Below are 20,209 nucleotides of genomic sequence, written 5' to 3'. Positions count from 1 at the left end.
GACGACGGGCGGCGTCCACGCCCGCCACGGGAACAGCACGGACACGTCCGGCAGCGGCGTCCGCGGACACGGCCCGTACGGCGCGCTCACCGGTGCACCGTCGATCCCTGCGGGCCGTCGCTCCAGGAGATCTTCTTGGCGAAGCAGTCGTCGGAGCCGAAGCCCTGGGCGTCGCACCAGGCGTTCGCGCCGGCCGCGGCGGTGAAGGGCTGGGCGACGACCACGACCCAGTAGTCGCTGTTGCGGAAGACCGGCCAGTCGCCGGACCAGACCAGCGCGGCGCCCGGGTACTGCGCGGCGAGGCCGCGGTAGTGCTCGAGGATGCCCTGCTCGTCATAGGTGATGCCGCCGTCGCTGGTGCCGGCGCGCTTGGAGGACAGCTGCGGAACCCAGTAGCCGGCCGTCGCGGCGACGCGCGGGCTGTCGGCGGCGGCCTGCTCGGTGAGCGACGTCGTCGGCGACGGGGTGTAGCCCGGCACGTAGGTGGTCGGCGGGATCACGACCGGCGCCGCGGCCGGGGCGACCACCACCGGTACCGGCGCGGCCGCCGGGGTCACAGTGGGCGCGGTGCCGGGGAGCAGGTCGGGGCGCAGGACGAGGAGCGCCGCCCCCACCAGCAGCAGCGTCACCAGCACCAGCGAGGCGACGACCCACGGCGTCCGCGACGGGGCGGGCACCACCGGACCCCACCCGGCCGGGGCGTCCCAGCCCGGCGCGTAGCCGGTCGGCTGCGGACCGGCCCAGGCCGACGGGACCGACGCAGGCGCGGCGGGGCGGTACTGCGCGGCCAACGGGTGCTGCACCGCGGTATGCCCCTGCGGCACCGGGGCCCCGGCGCCGACCTGCACCGCCCCGGTCCGCGGCCGGGGGACGACGGCCTGCGCCCGCGGCCGTCCGCACCCCACGCAGAAGTGCAGCGAGCCCAGCAGCTCCGCCCCGCACCGGCACCGCTCCACCATGACGACCCTCCCCGACGACGGCGGCCGGATCCGTCCGACCGTGTTGCCTGCTCATCGCACGCGACACCCTGTCGTTATCGATGATCTTGGTCCGAACGGCGCACTTCATCTCTTGTGATGACGGGTCGGAACGGAGCAGCCCGCCGGCCCGGCAGGAGGGTGCCCGGGTGCCGTCGTGGGACGAGGGCCATGACCAACACCGTCGAGCGGGGACGCATCGGGCAGCTGCAGGACGGTCCCGTCAGCATCACCTACCAGCCCAGCACGGGCGTCATCCCCGGCTCCCGCCCGGTGGCGGCGAGCGCGAGGGCGGTGTCGTCCCCCCACCCCGCGACGACGTCGGGACCGGCCAGCCGGGTCACCGTCTCCCGCACCACCGCGAGCCCCGACGCGGGCGGGGCCGGTGCGTCCGGCAACGCGACGGTCATGTCCAGGTGGTGCACCACGACCTCGACGACCCAGATGCCGACGAAGTCCCCGACGTCGAGGACGTGCCCCTGGAACTCCAGCCGGTACGGCCCGTCCAGGTCCGCGACGAGCCGGCGCAGGCCGCGCAGCGTCATCGCGACGTGGGCGATCTGCCCGGTCGGGCGGGCGTAGGCGGACGCGACGGCGCGGGCGAATCGCTCGTGCGCCCAGTCCGGCAGCTCGGACCCGGGAAACGCGGTCCAGTAGGTCGCGAAGTCGGCGTCGGCGGGGCGGTCGGTGCGGGCGGGGAACCCGGCGAGCATCTCGACCAGGCCCAGGTGCAGGTGCGCGAGGACGTCCGCGGCGAGCCAGCCGTGACAGCGGCTGCGGGCGTGCAGGTCGGTGTCGTCGACGTGGTCGAGCAACGCGGACAGCCCGTCGAGCGCGTCGAGGACCCCGGGCGCGCCACGTCGAGCGGGTAGACCGTCACAGCAGGTCCGCACCCGACCGCGACGCCGGTTGCTCCCCGGCCGCGGCCATCTCCTCGGCCACCCGCATCAGCTCGGTGTTGACCGGGGTCGCGATCCGGTGCGCCGCGCCCAGGGCCACGATCTCGCCGTTGAGGTAGCGGGCCTCGATGGAGCCGGTCCCGCGCTGCAGGCTCTGCCACGACGAGGAGCCGCGCCGCGCCGCGCCCGCGACCGGCCGCTCGCTGATGGTGCCCTCCCGGCGGACGCGGTCGTCGTCGCCGGTCCGGGCGGTGATCCCGGCCGCGTCCAGGACGGCGCGGCCCTCCGCGGTCACGGCCTCGACGAGGCGGGGAGCGTCCGGGTCGTCGAGCCCGCAGATCGCGTCGACGGCGTTGGCCAGGTTGGTGAGCAGCTTGCCGTACTTCGCGGCCATCACGTCCGGGTCGGCGCGGGAGGAGAACCCGGCCGCGGTGAGGTCGTCGACGATCGCCTCGGTGGTGGCGTCGACACCGGAGGGGAACCGGCCGACGTCGAGCACGCCCGGGACCGGCGACGACGACGCGACGACCACCCCCGGCTCGTAGTGCTCGGCGGGCAGGATCACCAGCATCGCCTGCACCCGGTCGGTGCGGCGCGCGGCGAGCCGCTCGTTGGCGACGCCGTTCTGCGCGCACGCCACGGTGATCCCGGGGGCCGCCTTGAGCAGCGCGGCCAGCGGCGGCGGGGTGTCCTGCGACTTGACGGCGAGGATCGCGACGTCGTCGGGGGTGGGCCGGGCCTCGCCGACCGTGCCGACGGCCTCGACCGGGTGGGTGGTCGACCCGTCCGGGGTGTCGAGGCGCAGCCCGCGTTCGCGGATCGCGTCGAGGTGCGCGCCCCGGGCGACGACCACGACCTCCCGCCCGGCCGCGTGCAGCCGCGCCGCGATCGTCCCGCCGACGGCCCCTGCCCCGATCACCACATAGCGCACGACGACGATGGTGGCTCAGCCGTCGCGACGGCGCACGACCGACGGCGGGGCCTTCCGCCGCCAGGCCTCCTCGACGAGCTCCGCGAGCTGCCCCGCGTCGACCCGGTCGAGGTCGACGAGGATCACGCCGTGGCCGTCGTAGTGCGGGGTCGTGAAGTACGCCGGGTCGCCCGACGCGAGCAGCGCCTCCTTCTCCTCGAGCGAGCACATCAGCACCAGCCCGCCCTCGGCCTCGGTGCGCAGCCGGGCGAAACCCTTGCCACGGACCTTCAGCGACGGCGTCCGGTACCAGGTCGACTCCTCGACCTCCGGCAGCCCGGACCCGATCCGCACCACGTCGTCCCAGCTCGGCATGGGGTCATGGTGCCCGCGGCGGGCGCTGCCCGTCGTGGAGGAATCAGACCAGGTGGGCCGCGAGGAACCGGTCGACGGCGGCGCGGCCGTCGGCCACGTGCGGCTCGACCTTCCACTGCTCGACCAGCTCCGCGCCCGGCGCGAGCCCGGCGAGGCGGCGCGACACGGGCTCCGGGTGGAAGGCGTCGATCCCCATCAGTACCAGCCACGGCGTCGCGACGTGGGCGAGCGCCTCGTCGGGGACGGAGTACAGCATCCCGCCGCCGCCCCACATGTTCGTGCGGAACGCCGCCCAGTCGTCGTCGGGGACCCCGGGGTGGTCGGCCTCGATCCCGGCGCGCCACTCGTCGAACTTCTCCTCGAACAGGTGCTGGTTGTCGGCGCGGCCGATGGGCTGCAGCGCGACCGCGGCCCGGACGCGTTGCGGCGCGGTGACCAGCAGGTTCGCGATGAAGGCGCCGCCGATGCACATGCCGAGCACCGCGCACTCGTCGACGCCGAGGTGGTCGAGCAGGGCGAGCTGGTCGGCGGTATAGGTGTCCCAGCCGTCGCTGCCGTGGACCTCGGCGACCGAGGACCCGGCGTTGCGCTGGTCCATCGCGATGACGCGGTACCGCTGCGCGAGGTGGGTGACCGGGTCCCAGGGGGCGTTGCCCCAGGCCGCGATCGTCGAGTTCATGCCGCCCGGGGCCAGCAGCAGGACCGGGAACCCCGTGCCGTGCTCCTCGTAGTGCAGGGTCACACCGGGGCGCTCGAAGGAGGGCATGGCCCGAAACTAGGCCACCCGCGGGGGAGTCCGCTTCTCCGGACGGCGCCGCGCCAGGATCGAGGTGCCGTAGACGACGAGCGCCAGCCCGAGCAGCAGCAGCCACCACAGACCGGGGCGGACGGTGTCGTCGAGCAGGGTGATGCCGACCAGACCGGGCACGACGACCTGGGTGACCATGTAGAGCGCGGTGACCGTGGAGACGTCGCCGAGCTGCAGCGCGCGGGCGTAGTTGTACAGGCCGGTCAGGGCCATCCCGACCAGGATGTACACGAGCGGCTCGCGCAGCAGGCTCCCCAGGTCCACACCGTCGGAGACGTGCATCGCGCGGATGCAGACCGAGCCGCCGCCCAGCCCGAGCCCGGCGAGCACCGCCGACGGCCACGGCTTGGTCGAGTTCGCGATCGCCAGCGTCACCCCCATGATCGCGACGAGCGCCGCGATCAGGACGGCGACGGTCGTGCCGTGGCCGGTCAGGGCCTGCTTGCGCTCGGTCCCCGCGCTGCCGGCGACGAACGCGAGCCCGAGCATGCTGGCGCCGATGGCGAGCCGGTGCACCGGCCGCAGCCACTCGCCGCGGAAGTAGCGGGCGTACAGGGCGGTCATCGCGATGGCCCCGGCGAGCGTCGCCTGCACCGCGAAGATGGGGATGAACTGCAGCGCGACGACCATGCAGAGCCAGGTGACGATGTCCATCGCGATCCCGCCGAGGAACCGGGGGCGGGCCAGGACGGCGCTGGTGCGCCCGCCCTGGTCGGCCGCGTCGGCCTGGAGGATGGCGGCGACGGTGCTGCAGAGCATCGCGAACACCGCGAAGAGCATGCCGATCAGCACGGGCGGGCCCGGGTCAGGGCACGGGCGGCACGCGGAGTGATCGGCACCGGCCGATTGTGACGTACCGCTACCGGGTGCCGGCCGGGCGGGCGTCCGACGGGGCGGGCCGCTGCTCGGGCAGCGCCGCGGGCATCTCGAAGAAGCCGCTCATCAGCCCGCTGCCGGGCTGCTCGTCACGTGTACCGGCGGCGGCCTGCCAGGGGGACGTGCCGCCCTGGGTCGCCCGGCGCTGCGCCAGCAGGGCCCGCGGGCGCTCGGTGAGGACCAGGATGCCGACCGTCAGGGCCACCCCCACCAGCAGCGGCCCTCCGACCACCAGGATGGGCCAGCCCACCACGACATACGCGAGCACCAACGCACCCGCCGCCATGCCGATGACCGCCCCCGCCAACCGCGTCACCACGCGCCCCTCTCACACCGTGCCCCAACCGTGACGACCAGTGTTTTACCACGTCGGAGGGGGTGGACACGGCCGACGCGACGCGGTGGCGGTCACACCTTCGGGCACGGCCGTATCGCAAGGTGCATGGGGCCGAGCCGGCGTGGGGGCTCCCGTGTCCACGCCGGCCCGGCGGTCCGAATCATCCCGCCCCGGGGCCCGGGCGGGACGGGGTGGGGGTCACTCGGCGCTGTCGTCGCAGCGCAGAGGGTGATCGGCGGTGGATTCCCTGTCCGACAGAATGATCACGCAGCCGCACCCGCGGCCGGGGTGGTCGACGTCGGCGCGGGGGCCGTGGTCGTCGGGTCCGGGACCGGGGTGGTCGGGCCGGTGGCGGGCGGAGTCGTGACCGGCGGGGTGGTGACCGGCGGGTCGGGCGGGCCCTCCGGCGCCTTGCTCGGGCCCGGAGTCGTCGCCGGCGGCGTCGTGACCGGAGGGGTCGACACCACCGGGGCGGGGGGCACGACCGGCGTCGGAGCCGCCGCAGCGGGAGCCGGGGCGACGGCAGCGACCGGAGCGGCAGCACCCGCGGCGGGGCGGGCCGCCGTGCCCCCGGTGGCCGAGCCACCCGAGGCACCGGTGGCGGCGTGTCTCCCGCCCGCGGGGGCACCCGCGGCCGGACCGGCGGCGACGCCGGCGGTCGGGGCGGCCCCCGGGGCGACCGGGGCCGGCGCGACGGCCGGTGAGCTCAGCACGGGGGCCGCGCTCAGCTCACCGATCCCGGGGCTCGTCGTGGGCCAGAACAGCAGCGCACCCGCGATGGCGGCGGCACCGGCGAGACCACCGGCACCCACCACCAGGCGCTGCCGGGTGATCGTGGCGCGACGGGCGGTGGCCGGGGCGTCCCGGGTGACCAGGGTGTCCGGGGCGGGCCGCTCCGGGCGGACGGCGGACGGCGCGGGCGGCTGTCCGGCCCGAGGACCGAGGTCCGTGCGGGGGCGGGGGCGGCGCCGTACGGGGGCGGGGGACCACGGTCAGCGGGCCGGTCGGCGGCTCCGGGTCGAGCAGCCCGACGGCCGTGGCGGCCGGCTGCTCGGTCCGCGGGGTCCGCTCCCGCTCGCCGCGGGTCGGCCACGACGGCGCGATGCGGTCGGTCGTGCCGGTGCGGTCGGTGCGCTCGGTGGCCTCCGGCCCGGGCCGGTCCCACGGGCTGCGCCCGGCCGGGTCGACGGGCTCGCGGGGCGCGGGGACACCGGTCAGCGGTGCCATCCGCACACCGGGCCAGGAGGTCCCGGCCCCCGGTGCGACGGCCAGTGCGGCACCGCGGGCGGCGTCGGCCACCGGGTCCGCGACGACGGCGACCGGGCGGCCCAGTGCCGCCGAGACCGCCTGCACCACGACGGGCATCCGCGCGGCGCCGCCGGCGAGCAGCACCTCGGCGTCGGGGGCGGCGGCGGCGACGTCCTGCACCAGGTCGGCGACCGGCTCGAGCAGCGGGCGGGTGAGCTCGTCGAGGTCGGAGCGGTGGATCCGCACCGCGGTCCGCAGGCCGGGCATCTCCACCCGGACGGTCGCGACGGTGTCCCGGGACAGCAGCTGCTTGGCGGCGCGGCACTCGTCGCGCAGGGCGGTCAGAGCGGCGACGGTCCGCGGGTCGTCGGGGTCGAGCGCGTCGAACGCGGCGGCCGTGGCCGGGGAGGAGGACCGGACGAAGGCGAACACCGCGTCGTCGACGTCGACGCCACCGGTCCGGCAGCTCAGCGTCCGGCCCAAGGCGTCGGGCAGCACCCCGGGTGCGGCCGCGGCCAGCACGGTCGCGGTGGTCCCGTTGCCCCCCAGGTCGACGACGGCGAGCGGCCCCCCGGCCGGCACGACGGCGCGGTGGGCGAGCGCGACGGCCTGCGGCGCGGTCACCAGGGAGACGGTCAGCCCGCGGCGGCGCAGGGCGGCGGCCAGCAGGTCGCGCTTGTGGCGGCCCCAGCCCACCGGGCAGGTGACGCCGATCCGCGACGGCGGGCCGCCGTGCCGGGTGGACACCTCGTCGACCAGGACGCGCACCAGCCGGGCGCACAGGTCCTCGGCCGCGTAGGCGTAGCCGCCCAGCGACAGCGGGGTCGGGTCCCCGACCCGGTCGAGGAAGCCGCGTGCGACGCGGTCCGGCTCGGCCGGGGCCCGGCGACGGGCGGGCTCACCGCACAGCAGGTCACCCCCGGGCGTCGCGACGAGCACGGCCGGGAGCACGTCGCTCCCGTCGCGGCCCCCCAGCCGCACGGGCTCCGCGGCACCGCCCGTGCGCAGCACGGCCGCGGTCACCGAGGTGGCCCCCAGATCGATCCCGAGCAGGTACGACACCACTGCCCCCCCCTCGTCGAACCGGCACGCCGGCGTAGTCCTCTCCGAGACCCATCGACGGGGGCGGCCCCGGTGTTAGCCCGTGCGGCGCAGCAGTTCGAGGTTGGGGACCGATCCCCTAACGGCCCCCCTACGGACCCGGAGCGTTCCCCGATGGCCGGACCCGGCGGCACCCCTAGCTTTCTCGTCATCACCGGCCGACACCGCGACCGGTACCCACCTGACAGCCCCGGAGGCAACCATGGCCGGCCGCGATCTCTCACTCGTCGAGTTCGTCAAGATCATCCTCGGGCTCGGCCCGGACAAGGACGAGAACATCGAACTGCGCGACTGGTTCCTGAAGGACCCCGACGCCGCGCTCGAGTACCACGGTCTCGGCAACCTGACCGCCGAGGACGTCCGCGACGCCGCCGTCCTGCTCCAGGACAACGACACCGTGTCGTTCGACCGCAGCTACGACACCGGCTTCGACTGGGACCACGGCAACGCCGGCTGGGCCTGGAAGGCCGGCTCCGAGGGCCACCACGAGGGCGGCCACAAGCACGGCGCGGAGCACGAGAAGGTCCACGTCAAGGACAACTTCTACGAGTACCACGTCAACGACCGGGACACCGTCGTCGACAACTCGATCAACCAGAACGTCGACACCGACGGCGGCGACTTCCGCCAGACGATCGAGACCAACTCGGTGACCGCCTCCGGCGACGGCGCCGTGGCCGCCGGCCGCGACATCGAGGATTCGACCATCACCACCGGCAACGGCAACGCGGTGGGCGACGGCAACGCCGTGGTCAACGGTGACGACAACCAGGTCGCCTTCGGCGACGGCTCCTCGGCCGACTCCTACGGCGACATCACCGCCGACGACGGCGGCGCCGTCGCCATCGGCGGCGGCAACGCCACCGGCGACAACTCGGTGAACGGCTCCTTCAACGAGGAGACCACCACGACCACGACGACGAACGAGACCAGCTTCGAGGACTCGTTCAACACCACCATCGACGACTCGGTGGAGAACACCACCACCGACAGCGGCAACACGAACATCGGCAACGGCCTCGAGGCGAACGTCGACCTCGACATCGCCTGATCCGACTCCCGTCGTCGACCGAGCGGGCCGGACACCGGCTCCGGCCCGCTCACCCCGCCACCACCGTCTTCCGTCGCCCGCCCGAGCGCGACGGCACCCCCTGAGGAGAACGCCATGTCCGCCGAGAAGACCCTGATCCAGTTCATCCTGGACCTGCTGAAGGACCCGAAGCTCCTGGCCGAGTTCAAGGACGACCCCCAGGGCCTGCTCGCCCAGTGCGGCCTGTCCGACGTCTCCGTCGAGGACGTCCGCGACGCGATCGTCCTGGCCCAGGACAACGACGAGGTCTCCTTCGACCGCGACTACAACACCGGCGGCGGCCACGGCGGCGGCCACCACCACACCCCGCCGCCGCCGCCCGTGCACCACGGCGAGGACCCGGTCAAGTACATCGACAAGTACGTGACCAACAACCACTACACCTACAACGTCGACGACCGCGACACCATCGTCGACAACTCGATCAACCAGAACATCGACACCGGCGGCGGCGACTTCCGCCAGGACATCGACACCAACTCCGTCGTCGCGTCCGGCGACGGTGCGGTGGCTGCCGGCGACGACATCCGCGACTCGACCATCACCACCGGTGACGGCAACGCGGTGGGCGACGGCAACGCCGTGGTCAACGGTGACGACAACCAGGTCGCCTTCGGCGACGGCTCCTCGGCCGACTCCTACGGCGACATCACCGCCGACGACGGCGGCGCCGTCGCCATCGGCGGCGGCAACGCCACCGGTGACGACTCGGTGAACGACTCCTACAACTCGTCGGAGACCACCACCACCGAGGAGACCACCACGTCGTTCGAGGACTCGTTCAACACCGACGTCGACAGCTCGACCTCGACCGTCACCGAGGACAGCGGCAACGTCAACGTGCTCAACGACGCCGACCTCGACGTCAACGCCTCGCTGCTCTGATCCTCGACACCCTGACGAGAAATCGTCCCTGCTCCGCCCGCGAGCAGTAGGATCGACTGCACGGCCCATCGGCCCCGGCCACCCTCACGTGGGTGACCGGGGCCGATGACGTTGGTGTATCCATGACAGCGACGCGACGAGCGGTGACCGCACCGCTCCGGAGCGATGGGGGGCGCAACGCACGTGGCGGTACCGGAGGCGGTCGCGCTGGTCGACCTCGCCCTCAAGGCGGTCACGGCCTACGACCGCCCCGACCTCGCTCCCCGGCTGCGCCAGACCAGGACCAGGCTGTCGGACCCGGTGGTCCGGGTCCTCGTGGTGGGCGAGTTCAAGCAGGGCAAGAGCCAGCTCGTGAACGCCCTCGTGAACGCCGCCGTCTGTCCCGTCGACGACGACATCGCCACCGCCGTGCCGACCCTCGTCCGCTTCGGCGAGGAGACGTCGGTGACGCTGGTCCGTGAGATCGCCGGTACCGACGGGGCCGTGGCCGAGAAGGCCGAGCGGACGGTCGTCGGGTTGGACGAGCTCGCGGACCACGTGTCCGAGGGCGGCAACCCGGGCAACCGCGCCGGCCTGACCCGCGCCGAGGTAACGCTACCCCGCAAGCTCCTGCAGAGCGGACTCGCACTCGTGGACACCCCCGGGGTCGGTGGCCTCGGGTCGGCCCACGGCGCGGCCACGATGTCGGCCCTGCCCACAGCGGACGCCGTGCTGCTGGTCTCCGACGCCAGCCAGGAGTACACAGCTCCGGAGCTGGAGTTCCTGCAGGCGGCGCGCAAGCTGTGCCCCAACGTCGCCTGCGTCGTCACCAAGACCGACCTCTACCCGCACTGGCGCCGCATCGTGGAGCTGGACGAGGGTCACCTGCGGACCGCCGGGATCGACGCCCGGCTGCTGCCGGTCTCCTCCGCACTGCGGCTGCACGCGGCCCGTACCCAGGACCTCGACCTCATCGCGGAGTCCGGCTTCCAGGCGCTCACCAGCTTCCTGCTGCGCAAGGTCGTCTCCGCCGCCGACGACCTGGACCGCCGTTCGACAAGCCAGGACGTTCTGGTCACCTGCCAGGCGCTGGAGTCGACGATGCGTGCCGAGCTCATGTCGCAGAACGACCCGGAGAAGGCCGGGCAGCTCGCCCGTGAGCTGGAGTCGGCCCGGTCGCGCGTCGACGGGCTGCGACAGCGGTCCGCACGCTGGCAGACCACGCTGAACGACGGCGTCGCCGACCTCATCGCCGACATCGACTACGACCTGCGCGACCGGCTGCGGGCGGTCTCCCGCGACGCCGAGCAGCTGCTCGAGGACGCCGACCCGGCCGACATCTGGGAACAGTTCGCCGAGTGGTTCCACAAGCAGGTCGCCCACGCCGTCGCGCAGAACTTCGTGTGGACCACCGAGCGGGCCCGCTGGCTGGCCGAGCAGGTCGCCGACCACTTCGCGGAGGCCGTCGACGTCACGCTGCCCGAACTCCGCGTGGCCGGCGGGTCGGTGGCCGGCCTGGTGGACCCGCTGGACATGCCCGCGGACGAGAAGTTCGGCGTCGGCCAGAAGCTCTTCGTCGGCGCCCGCGGTGGCTACGGCGGCATGCTGATGCTCGGCCTGGCCTCGACCGTCGCCGGGTTCGCTCTGCTCAATCCGGTCTCGGTCGGCGCGGGACTGCTGTTCGGTGCCAAGACCGTGCGCGACGAGAAGAAGCGCATGAAGCAGCGTCGCCAGGCCGAGTCGAAGAACGCGGTGCGCCGCCACATCGACGAGGTCACCTTCCAGGTCGGCAAGGACTCGCGGGACAACCTGCGCCGGATCCAGCGCGACCTGCGCGACCACTTCACCACCGTCGCCGACGAGCTGTCCGACGCGTTGAAGGAGTCGGTCTCGGCCGCCCAGACCGCGCTGAAGGACGACGCGTCGCGGCAGAAGCGCGTCGCGGACCTGGAGGCCGAGCTGAAGCGGGTGTCCGGCCTCGCCGAGCGGGCCCGCGAGCTGGCCGCGGCGGCCGGGGCGGAGGCGTCCGCGTGAGCGCGCTGACCGACCAGACCCGTGCGCTGCTGCGCCGCACCCTGGACGCCTACGGGGACTCGCCGCAGGCCGCCGGGTGGCTGCGCCACCACCTGGAGCGGTTCGACGAGCCGCTGCGCGTCGCGATCGCCGGCAAGGTCAAGGCCGGCAAGTCCACGCTGCTCAACGCCCTGGTCGGCGAGCGGATCGCCCCCACCGACGCAGGCGAGTGCACCCGCATCGTCACCTGGTACGCCGACGCGCCCGCCCCGGGCGTGCGGATGCACCTGCGCTCCGGTGCGGACCGCGCCCTCACCCTGGCCCGGCGCGACGGCGCGCTGCAGATCGACCTGCAGGGCACCCGGGTGGAGGACGTCGACCGGCTGCACGTCGACTGGCCGTCGCAGCACCTGCGGCGCACCAATCTCATCGACACCCCCGGCATCGGGTCGCTGACCGCCGATGCGGCCGGCCGGGCCGGGGAGTTCCTGACGCCGGAGGACATGCCGTCGCCCGCCGACGCCGTCGTCTACCTGATGCGTCACCTGCACGCCGGTGACGTGCGGTTCCTGGAGGCCTTCCACGACCGCGGCGTCGCCCGCGCGACCCCGGTGAACACCATCGCGGTGCTGTCACGCGCCGACGAGATCGGCGTCGGCCGGCTCGACGCACTGATCTCCGCGCGCCGGATCGCCCGGCGCTACCGCGGCGACGACAAGCTGCGGGGGCTGTGCCAGTCCGTCGTCGCCGTCGCCGGACTGCTCGCCGAGACCGCCCGCACCATGCGGCAGGACGAGTACGTCGCGCTCACCGAGCTGGCCGCACTCCCGCGGGGCGACGTCGAGGCGCTGCTGCTCTCGGCCGACCGCTTCGGGCGCACCGACCTCGACCGGCCCGACGCCGCCACCCGGATCGCGCTGCTGGAGCGGTTCGGCCTGTTCGGTGTCCGGCTCGGGACGACGCTGATCCGCCAGGGCGTGAAGGACCCGACCGCGCTGGCCGACGACCTGGTGCGCCGCTCCGGTCTCGACGAGCTGCGCTCGGTGCTCGACACTCAGTTCTCCGAACGCCGCGACCTGCTCAAGGCCCGCTCCGCACTGCTCGCCGTCGACCTCGTCCTGACCCGCGAGCCCCGCCCGGCGACAGCCGCGCTGCGTGCCGAGGTGGAGCGGATCCTGGCCGGGGCGCACGAGTTCGTCGAGCTGCGGGCGCTGGCCGACCTGCGCGCCGGCAAGATCGTGTTCCCGCCCGAGGCGCTCGCCGACGCCGAACGGCTGCTCGGCGGCGAGGGCGGCTCGGCTGCGGCCCGGCTCGGGCTCGACGGTGCCGCGGGTCCGCGCGAGGTCCGCGACGCCGCCTCCGAGGCGCTGCGCCGCTGGAGGCGGCGGGCGGAGAGCCCGCTGACCGGGCGGGCGTCGGCAGAGGCCGCGCGGATCGTGGTGCGGTCCTGCGAGGGGCTGCTCGCCGAGGCGTCCCGCACGCACGCGCACCACTGAGGGATCAGGGCCGAGGGATCAGGGCGTCGCGTCGAGGGCGTGCAGCGCCGCGACCAGCGGGGCCAGCTCGGGGCGCGTCGCCGCGTCGGCCAGCGCCTGCTCCAACGCCCGGTCGTGGCCCGGACGGGCGCTCTCCAGGAGCCGGCGTCCCTGCTCGGTGAGCTCGGTGTAGATCCCGCGGCGGTCGGTGGGGCACAGGTACCGCTGCAGCAGCCCCCGGTCCTCCAGCCTGCCGACCAGCCGGGTCGTCGCCGACTGGCTGAGCACGACCACCGACGAGAGCTGGGCCATCCGCAGGTGGAAGCCGTCCTGGCGGGCCAGCGCGTCGAGCACGGTGTACTCCACCACCGACAGCCCGTAGGAGCGCTGCAACGCCCGCTCCAGGTCGTCCTCCAGCCGGGCGTGCAGGGCGGCCAGGGTGCGCCACCCCCGCGCCCGCGTCTCGACCGCGTCGTCGTCGAGCGACATGGTGTGCCTCCCCTTCGGCCCGGGTCACGGTGCTACGTTGTCGGCGTCGGCAATAACCAGCGTGTGCAACTACCGGCGTGCGCCGACTGTTGCACGTGCCGACACCACGATACGAGACGGCCACCCCGACTCCTGGAAAGAGACAGCCATGCACCTCGACCTCACCGGCCGGACCGCCCTCGTCACCGGCTCCACCCAGGGCATCGGACTCGCCATCGCCGTCGACCTCGCCCGCGCGGGCGCCCGGGTCGCGGTCAACGGCCGGACCGCGGAACGGGTCGACGCGGCCGTCGCCCGGGTGCGCGACGAGTCCGGCGGAGAGGTCGTCGGCGTGGCGGCCGACGTCACCACCGACGACGGCACCGCGACCCTGGCGGCGGAGCTGCCCGGGGTCGACGTCCTGGTCAACAACCTGGGCGTCTTCGGTGCCCAGGAGGCCCTCACCATCACCGACGACGACTGGCGCCGCTACTTCGAGGTCAACGTCCTGACCGCGGCCCGCCTCATCCGGACCTACCTGCCCGGCATGCGCGACCGCGGCTGGGGCCGCATCCAGAACATTGCCAGCGACTCCGCGGTCGTCATCCCGGCCGAGATGATCCACTACGGCGTGTCCAAGACGGCGCTGCTCGCGCTGTCCCGCGGGTTCGCCAAGGAGGCGGCCGGCAGCGGGGTCACCGTCAACTCGGTGATCGCCGGGCCGACGCACACCGCGGGCGTCGAGGACTTCGTGTACCAGCTGGTGGACCCGGCCCTGCCCTGGGACGAGGCGCAGCGCGAGTTCATGCGCGCCCACCGGCCCCAGTCGCTGATCCAGCGGCTGATCGAGCCCGAGGAGATCGCCCACATGGTGACCTACCTGGCGTCGCCGCTGGCCTCGGCCACGACCGGGGCCGCGGTCCGCGTGGACGGCGGCTACGTCGACTCGATCCTGCCCTGACCGGGCGGGTCAGCCGCGGTCGCCCAGGATCCGGCGGAGCTCGTCGAGCAGCTCGCTGCGGCCGCCCACGCCGAGACGCTGGCGCATCCGGGCCACGTGGTGCTCGACGGTCTTCGCCGAGATGAACAGCGCCTCACCGATCTCGCGCTGGGTGCGCCCCTGCACGACGAGCTCGGCGACCTCCAGCTCGCGCTCGGACAGCAGACCCGACCCGGACGGTTCCGGGGCGGCCTCGACGGGCGCCGGGGCCGCGACGGCGGGCTCCTCCGCGACCGGGCCGGGCTCCTCCGCGGGGGGCGGGACGGTCCCCTGGCGCAGGTCCGTCCCCGCCGCCTGCAGCGCCCGCGCGCAGGCCAGCAGGGCCGACACCGCGCGCCGGTCCCCGGTCCGCAGTGCCGCCTGCCCGGCGAGGCGGCCGCCGTCGAAGGACAGGCCGACGGCGTGCAGCCCGCGGGCGGCGGCCTCGACCTCGGCCGCGTCGACCCGGTCCTCCAGCACGCCCACCCAGTGCGGGGCCGCCGTCGCCATGGCGTGGGCGAAGCGGCTGCCGCAGGCGGCGCTCTGCAGCTCGTCGGAGCGGGCGCGGGCGGCCTCGACGTCGTCGGTGAGCACCGCGGCCTGCAGCCGCGCCCAGTGCAGCGGGGCGGCCCACAGCGCGGGGCGGCCGAGCCGGTCGAGCAGCGCGTCGGCCTCGGCGAGGTGCGGGGCCACCCAGCTCTCCTCCCGCAGCCGCGACGCCGCGGTCACCAGCTCCCCGAGCGGCTGCAGCACGTAGAGGTCGACCGGGTGGCGGACGATCGCCTGCCGGGCCCGGGTCCAGGACCGCATCAGCGCACCGAGGTCGGACTGGCGGCGGGCGATCGCGACCTGCAGCGCGGCGGCGAGGAACTCGTCACGCGGTTCGAGGGGGTCGTCGCCCGCGTCGACGGCGGCGAGCCGCTCCGACGCCGGGCCGGTCGCGCCGCGCAGCAGCGCGATCCAGCCGAGCAGCAGCCGGTGCCGGGCCCGGGCGGGCGCCCCGCCGAGCCCGGTCCGCAGGGCGCGGTCCAGCACGGACGCGGCGACGTCGAACTCCCCGGTGTGCACGGCCACCAGCGCGGCCAGCGCGGCCGGGGTGTCGGGCAGCAGCGCGGCGCCGTGCGCGGTCTCCAGCAGACCGGCGGCGCGGGCCAGGCCGGACAGCGCGGCGGTCGGGGAGCCCTCGACCGAGTCGAGCATGCCGCGGGCGGTGAGGTCGTCGGCGCCGTCGACGAGGGTGGGCGCGCGGCCGACGACGAACCCGGAGCCGTCGACCCCGACGACGGCGCGGGCCTCCTCCAGCGCCCCGGTCCCGATCAGCACGGGCACGGCCGCCGCGGGCGGGCGCTCCCCGGACACCGCCGCGGTCCACCGGTACAGCTCGGCGCTGCGTGCCAGCAGCCCCCGCCGGGCGAGGACGGCGGCCGCGACCGACCCGGCGCGGACGGCGTCGGTGGCCTCGACGGCGTCGGTCGCGGACAGCACCGAGTCCGCGTGCCCGAGCGCACCGTCGAGGTCCCCGGCGACCAGGTGGGCCTGCGCGCGGTGCGCGGCGACGGTCAGCGGGGGCGCCCCCGCGGCGACGGCCTCGGCGTAGAACCGGACCGCGTCCGGGCTCTCCGCGCGGGCCGCCTCGGCCGCGGCGGCCCGGAACACCGCGGCGGCGCGCTCCCCGGTGGCCCCTGACCCGCGCAGGGTGCGGGCGACGGCGAGCACGCTCCCGCCACGGTCGAGCTCGATCTCGGCGAGGTGGCGGCGCAGCTCGGCCCGCCGGGCCGGCGCGACCCGGGTGCGGACCGCCTCGGCGACCAGCGGCACGACCCGCCCGTCGGGGGTGCAGAGCCCGGCGGCGACGGCCCGGCCGGACAGCTCGTCGAGCTCGGCGATCTCGGCGCCGACGCCGATGCCGGCCGCGTCGGAGATCCCGAGCAGCGGGACGAGCACCTCGCCGTCGACGGGGGCGCCGAGCGCGAGCACGGTGACCAGCTCGACCACCCGCGGGTCCTCGGCGTCGACGGCGTAGCCGATCTGCTCGGCGAGCTGCGGCGGCACCGGACCGCCGACCCGTCCGTGGGCGAGCAGCCGGTCGACCAGCACCGGGGCCCCGGCGGTGCGCTCCGCCACGACCCGGACGGCCTCGTCGGAGATCCGGACCCCGGCGACGCGGGCGGCCCGGGCGGCGATCCCGGCGGCGTCGAGCGCGCCCAGGACCAGCGGCGGCGCGGCGGCGGCCAGCGTCGCGCCGAGCCGGGCCAGCGCACGGCTGCGCGGCCACGGACGGAACGCGACGACCAGCCGGGCGCCCGGACGGCCCGCGCGCCCGCGCAGGTCGGCGAGCTCGTCGTCGCCGAGCTCGTGGGCGTCGTCGACGACCGTCACGTCCTGCCCGGCGCCGGCCTCGGTCCACACCCGGACCAGCTCGCGCAGCACGGTCGACTTGCCCGCACCGGCGGGGCCGGTGACGGCCACCAGGCGCGGTGCGTCCGGCTCCTCGGCGACGGCCCGGACCAGCGCGACCGCGGCGGGGGCCCCGGCGAGCGGGCCGGTCGACGCGGCGGGCGTGGGGGACGTCGTCGGTGCCGCCATCCTCGTCCGCCCCTCCCGTCGCCCGATCGGGTCGCCCGATCGGGGACGGCCGAGGCTATCGGGTGCGGTGTCCGGTTCCCGCGCCGGACCCGGCAGGATCACCGGAGTGCGTGACCACGTGTGGGCGATCGTGCTGGCGGGCGGCCGGGGGCTCCGTTACGGCCGGCTGAAGCAGCTCGACGAGCTGGCCGGGTCCCGGCTGGTCGACCACACCGTCGCCGCCGCCCGGCGCACCTGTGACCGGGTCGCACTGGTGCTGCCGCCCGGGGTGGACTGGGACGGCGAGCCGGTCGACGCGCTCGCCGTCGGCGGGGACCACCAGTCGGAGTCCCTGCGGGCCGGGCTGGCCGTCGTGCCCGCCGAGGCGGGGGTCCTGGTTCTCGCCGACCCGGCGCACCCGCTCGCCGCCGACCGGATCTTCACCGAGGTGGTCGAGGCCGTGCGGGCGGGCGCCGACGGGGCGGTGCCGGTGGTCCCGCTGCTGGAGGTGGTGCAGCGGGTGCGCGACGGCATCGTCGTCGACACCCTCCCCAAGCAGGACGCGGTCCTCACGCAGTCGCCGCAGGCGTTCCGCGCGGACGTCCTGCGTGCCGCGCACGCCGACGCGCCCCGGCCGGTGGAGAACTCCGGGATGCTCGCCGCGCTCGGCCACCGCGTGGTGACGGTGCCGGGGGACCCGGCGAACCTGCACGTCGCGAGCCCGGAGGACCTGGCCGTCGTCCGGCGCCTGGCTACACCGCCAGCAACTCGGTGGAGGTGAGCCCCAGCTCGTCGAGCGTGGCGCGGACCTCGCCGGTGTAGACCGGGTTCATCAGCAGCACCGACCGCGGGGGCGAGTCCAGCAGGTCCTTCGGGGCGCGGATCGGCAGCCCGAGCCCGCCCATGAAACGCCCCTGCAGGCCGGGGTTGATGTCGACGACCGCGCCGACCGCGCCGGTCCCCTCCGCACCGCCCTCGACGACGTTGAGGAAGGTCAGCCCCTTCGCCCCGCCGCCCCAGACGACCACCTCGTCGCCGGTCGCGGCCCGGCCGCCGAGCCACTCCCGCCAGCGTCCGACCTGGTCCGACACCCGGGTCGCGAAGTCCCGGCACGCGCTGCGCAGCGCCTCGCGCAGGTGCGGCTCCAGCTCGGGCGCGCCCGGCGTCCCGTCCGGACCCGCCTCGGCGACGACGTACTGGTCGGCGTAGGTCAGCCGCACCCGCGGGTCGGAGAAGCCGACCCCGGTCAGGAACGTCCGCATGGTCGCCGGGGTGAAGTAGGAGCAGTGCTCGTACTGCAGGTCCCAGAAGGCGCCCTCGTCGAGGATCCGGCCCAGGTCGGGCACCTCGGCGAGCAGCGCCCGGCCGCCGCCGCGACGCAGCCCGGCGTACAGCTCCGCGCCGAAGACGGCGAGGTCGGGGATGTGCTCCAGGGTGTGCCGGCAGACCAGGGCGGCGGTGTCCGGCTCGACCTGGTCACGGGCGAACTCCGCGGGGACGGCGGTGAGCCGGTCCGCCAGCTCCGGGCGGACCCGCTGCGGCACGAAGTGCGGGTCGATCCCGGTCACCCGGCCGACGCCGGCGCCGAGCAGCTCGGCGGCGAAGTCACCGGACCCGCACCCCACCTCGACGACGTGCCGCCCGGCCAGCCCGAACCGCGCCACCCAGTCCGCGGTGACCTCCGCGGCGTAGGCGGCGAAGCGGGGGGAGTGGTGCTGGGACTCCTCGTGGTCGCCGGTGTAGTCGAGCAGCCCCGGGTCGAAGTCGCGGTTGAACACCAGCCCGCAGCGCTCGCACAGCACGAGCACCTGGTCACCGGTGGCCACGGAACGCGCCGAGACCGGGTCGGGAAGCACCGCGGTGCCGTGCACCGGCAGCCCGGTCGCGGAGAAGAACGGGTCGCTCGCGGGCGCGTCGCACGCGGGGCAGCGGTTCAGCACCGGGCGAGACTAGCGGCAGGCCGTCACCCGTCCGTGCGCGCGCTCCGCCCGGGACCGGGACCTCAGCGGTTCAGCACGCCCTGCGGGTCCTGCGCGTCCGGGACGGCGCTGCCGGAGGTCCCGAGCAGCTTCTGCCACTGCGGGTGGTCGACGACGTCGGGCACGCTCTCCACCCGTCGTGCCGCCGCGAGCACCTCGACGGCACGGGCGGCGTCGTCCTCGGTCCCCGCGCGCACCGTGCGGGCCAGCTCCGGCCAGGTCTCCCCGCCGAGCAGGCCGTTGACGTCGTCGGCGCGGTGCGCGCGCTGGAACTCGCTCACCGCGGCCGCGGTGCGGTCGTCGAACCGGCCGTCGGGCTTCCCGGTCAGCGACCCGGCGTCGCGCAGCAGGTACTGGGCCGCCTCGACCATCGGGCCGCGATCGCCGGTGCGCAGCAGCGGCCAGCTCGCCTTGGTCGACTCGGTGCGCGAGAGCCGCCTGCCCAGCAGCCCCGCCACCTCGCGGCGCAGCCGGGGCAGCGCGGCGTAGAGACGGTCACCCGGGCAGAGGGTGTTGCGGTAGTCGCGGTGGCCGTAGAGCTCGGTCGGGGCGATGCCGTAGCGCAGGCAGATGTAGGCGCAGGTGACGCGCAGCGAGTTCCACAGCGCCGGGGTCGGGTCGACCCCCATGTAGGTGCCCTCGTTCTCGATGCCGATCGCGATGACGTTCTGACCGGGCGAGTGCGCCCCCTCGACGACGCGGCGGCCCCCGTTGAGCTCGCCGAGGCTCCAGAGCCTGCCCTCCATCACGTGCCCGCCGCGCGAGATCGTGAAGTGCTGCCCCGAGTCGAGCCAGCCGTTGCGGTCCATGTGGTAGTTCTGGATCGCCCTGGCCATCCGGTGCGCGGCGCCGACGCTGTAGTCGTTCGTGTTCGCCCCGGCCGTGTGGTGCACCAGGATCCGGATCGGGCGCCGGTCCCAGATCTTCGGCGGGAACTTCGGCTTGCGCGCGCCCCACTCGAAGCAGCGCGCGATGTAGGGGACCGGCACGCCCTCGGCCAGCGGACCGGCACCGGCCGGGCCGGGCATGCCGTCCGGCCCCGGGACGGCCGACGGGCCGGGCACCGGATCCGTGGCGGGCGGAGCGGGGTCGGTGGTCGGCGGCGGTCCGGCGAACGCCCGGCCGGGCAGGACCAGGCCCGCGCCGGCGACCGCACCCCCGACCAGCAGCCCGCGGCGGCTCCAGCTCTGTCCCGGCTCGCCCATCGCTGCTGCCCCCTTCGGCGGCACCGCCGGCACGGCACCG

General features: G+C 75.2%; 18 protein-coding genes. 6 read left to right on the top strand and 12 right to left on the bottom strand.

Features of this window, described 5'->3' with window-relative positions; all coding sequences use genetic code 11:
- Nucleotides 1–86: 86 nt before the first annotated feature.
- The 8 genes from AC0GKK_RS16170 to AC0GKK_RS16135 all read right to left on the bottom strand — a co-directional run bounded on the left by AC0GKK_RS16170 (nt 87) and on the right by AC0GKK_RS16135 (nt 7,495).
- Entirely contained in the window at nt 87–959 is an 873-nt protein-coding gene (locus tag AC0GKK_RS16170; RefSeq protein WP_489881993.1) for a hypothetical protein, read from the bottom strand.
- A 251-nt stretch (nt 960–1,210) separates the two neighbouring features.
- Complete coding sequence (locus AC0GKK_RS16165; protein WP_489881992.1) at nt 1,211–1,870, bottom strand: maleylpyruvate isomerase N-terminal domain-containing protein; 660 nt, start codon at nt 1,868–1,870, stop codon at nt 1,211–1,213.
- On the bottom strand, nt 1,854–2,807 hold the full coding sequence (locus AC0GKK_RS16160; protein WP_489881991.1) for a ketopantoate reductase family protein: 954 nt from the start codon (nt 2,805–2,807) through the stop codon (nt 1,854–1,856). The genes AC0GKK_RS16165 and AC0GKK_RS16160 overlap by 17 nt, the downstream gene beginning before the upstream one ends.
- 15 nt (nt 2,808–2,822) lie before the next feature.
- A complete protein-coding gene (locus AC0GKK_RS16155; RefSeq protein WP_208826833.1) occupies nt 2,823–3,161 on the bottom strand; it encodes an MmcQ/YjbR family DNA-binding protein in 339 nt (112 codons plus the stop codon).
- A 43-nt stretch (nt 3,162–3,204) separates the two neighbouring features.
- Nucleotides 3,205–3,927, bottom strand: coding sequence for an alpha/beta fold hydrolase (locus AC0GKK_RS16150; protein WP_405420877.1), 723 nt, complete (start codon nt 3,925–3,927; stop codon nt 3,205–3,207).
- Nucleotides 3,928–3,936: 9 nt separating this feature from the next.
- A complete protein-coding gene (locus AC0GKK_RS16145) occupies nt 3,937–4,749 on the bottom strand; it encodes a DMT family transporter (protein ID WP_139282843.1) in 813 nt (270 codons plus the stop codon).
- Between the two features lie 79 nt (nt 4,750–4,828).
- On the bottom strand, nt 4,829–5,161 hold the full coding sequence (locus tag AC0GKK_RS16140; protein WP_167410005.1) for a hypothetical protein: 333 nt from the start codon (nt 5,159–5,161) through the stop codon (nt 4,829–4,831).
- A gap of 750 nt (nt 5,162–5,911) precedes the next feature.
- Nucleotides 5,912–7,495: an Hsp70 family protein gene (locus tag AC0GKK_RS16135; RefSeq protein WP_489881990.1), complete on the bottom strand. Its 1,584-nt coding sequence runs from the start codon at nt 7,493–7,495 to the stop codon at nt 5,912–5,914.
- A 238-nt stretch (nt 7,496–7,733) separates the two neighbouring features.
- Here AC0GKK_RS16135 and AC0GKK_RS16130 point away from each other — a divergent pair, with 238 nt between their 5' ends.
- The 4 genes from AC0GKK_RS16130 to AC0GKK_RS16115 all read left to right on the top strand — a co-directional run bounded on the left by AC0GKK_RS16130 (nt 7,734) and on the right by AC0GKK_RS16115 (nt 12,994).
- The gene (locus AC0GKK_RS16130; RefSeq protein ID WP_482638618.1) at nt 7,734–8,582 is read left to right on the top strand and encodes a hypothetical protein; all 849 of its coding nucleotides are present in this window, start codon (nt 7,734–7,736) and stop codon (nt 8,580–8,582) included.
- Between the two features lie 114 nt (nt 8,583–8,696).
- Nucleotides 8,697–9,506, top strand: a complete 810-nt coding sequence (locus tag AC0GKK_RS16125) for an IniB N-terminal domain-containing protein (RefSeq protein ID WP_482638619.1) — start codon at nt 8,697–8,699, stop codon at nt 9,504–9,506.
- 183 nt (nt 9,507–9,689) lie between these two features.
- Nucleotides 9,690–11,519 (top strand): dynamin family protein, encoded by a 1,830-nt coding sequence (locus AC0GKK_RS16120; RefSeq protein ID WP_489881989.1) that lies wholly within the window; start codon nt 9,690–9,692, stop codon nt 11,517–11,519.
- Nucleotides 11,516–12,994, top strand: a complete 1,479-nt coding sequence (locus AC0GKK_RS16115; RefSeq protein WP_489881988.1) for a dynamin family protein — start codon at nt 11,516–11,518, stop codon at nt 12,992–12,994. The genes AC0GKK_RS16120 and AC0GKK_RS16115 overlap by 4 nt, the downstream gene beginning before the upstream one ends.
- Nucleotides 12,995–13,012: 18 nt before the next feature.
- Here the strand turns inward: AC0GKK_RS16115 and AC0GKK_RS16110 are convergent, their stop codons facing one another.
- On the bottom strand, nt 13,013–13,462 hold the full coding sequence (locus tag AC0GKK_RS16110; RefSeq protein ID WP_062398878.1) for a MarR family winged helix-turn-helix transcriptional regulator: 450 nt from the start codon (nt 13,460–13,462) through the stop codon (nt 13,013–13,015).
- A 148-nt stretch (nt 13,463–13,610) separates the two neighbouring features.
- Between AC0GKK_RS16110 and AC0GKK_RS16105 the strand changes: the two genes are divergently transcribed.
- A complete protein-coding gene (locus tag AC0GKK_RS16105) occupies nt 13,611–14,402 on the top strand; it encodes an SDR family NAD(P)-dependent oxidoreductase (protein ID WP_489881987.1) in 792 nt (263 codons plus the stop codon).
- 9 nt (nt 14,403–14,411) lie between these two features.
- Here AC0GKK_RS16105 and AC0GKK_RS16100 read toward each other — a convergent pair whose 3' ends face one another.
- Nucleotides 14,412–17,006, bottom strand: coding sequence for a helix-turn-helix transcriptional regulator (locus AC0GKK_RS16100; RefSeq protein WP_489881986.1), 2,595 nt, complete (start codon nt 17,004–17,006; stop codon nt 14,412–14,414).
- 106 nt (nt 17,007–17,112) lie between these two features.
- Here AC0GKK_RS16100 and AC0GKK_RS16095 point away from each other — a divergent pair, with 106 nt between their 5' ends.
- Nucleotides 17,113–17,766 carry a 2-C-methyl-D-erythritol 4-phosphate cytidylyltransferase gene (locus AC0GKK_RS16095; RefSeq protein ID WP_489881985.1) on the top strand — a complete coding sequence of 218 codons (654 nt, stop codon included), beginning with the start codon at nt 17,113–17,115 and terminating at the stop codon, nt 17,764–17,766.
- Here the strand turns inward: AC0GKK_RS16095 and AC0GKK_RS16090 are convergent.
- Both AC0GKK_RS16090 and AC0GKK_RS16085 read right to left on the bottom strand, forming a co-directional pair.
- A complete protein-coding gene (locus AC0GKK_RS16090) occupies nt 17,738–18,925 on the bottom strand; it encodes a class I SAM-dependent methyltransferase (protein ID WP_489881984.1) in 1,188 nt (395 codons plus the stop codon). The genes AC0GKK_RS16095 and AC0GKK_RS16090 overlap by 29 nt on opposite strands.
- Nucleotides 18,926–18,987: 62 nt before the next feature.
- Nucleotides 18,988–20,169: a peptidoglycan recognition protein family protein gene (locus AC0GKK_RS16085; RefSeq protein WP_489881983.1), complete on the bottom strand. Its 1,182-nt coding sequence runs from the start codon at nt 20,167–20,169 to the stop codon at nt 18,988–18,990.
- Nucleotides 20,170–20,209: the final 40 nt, after the last annotated feature.

This window comes from Pseudonocardia sp. P-1 (genome assembly GCF_058111925.1).
Note: the sequence above shows the minus strand (reverse complement) of the source record. Positions and strands in the feature narration are given on the sequence as shown.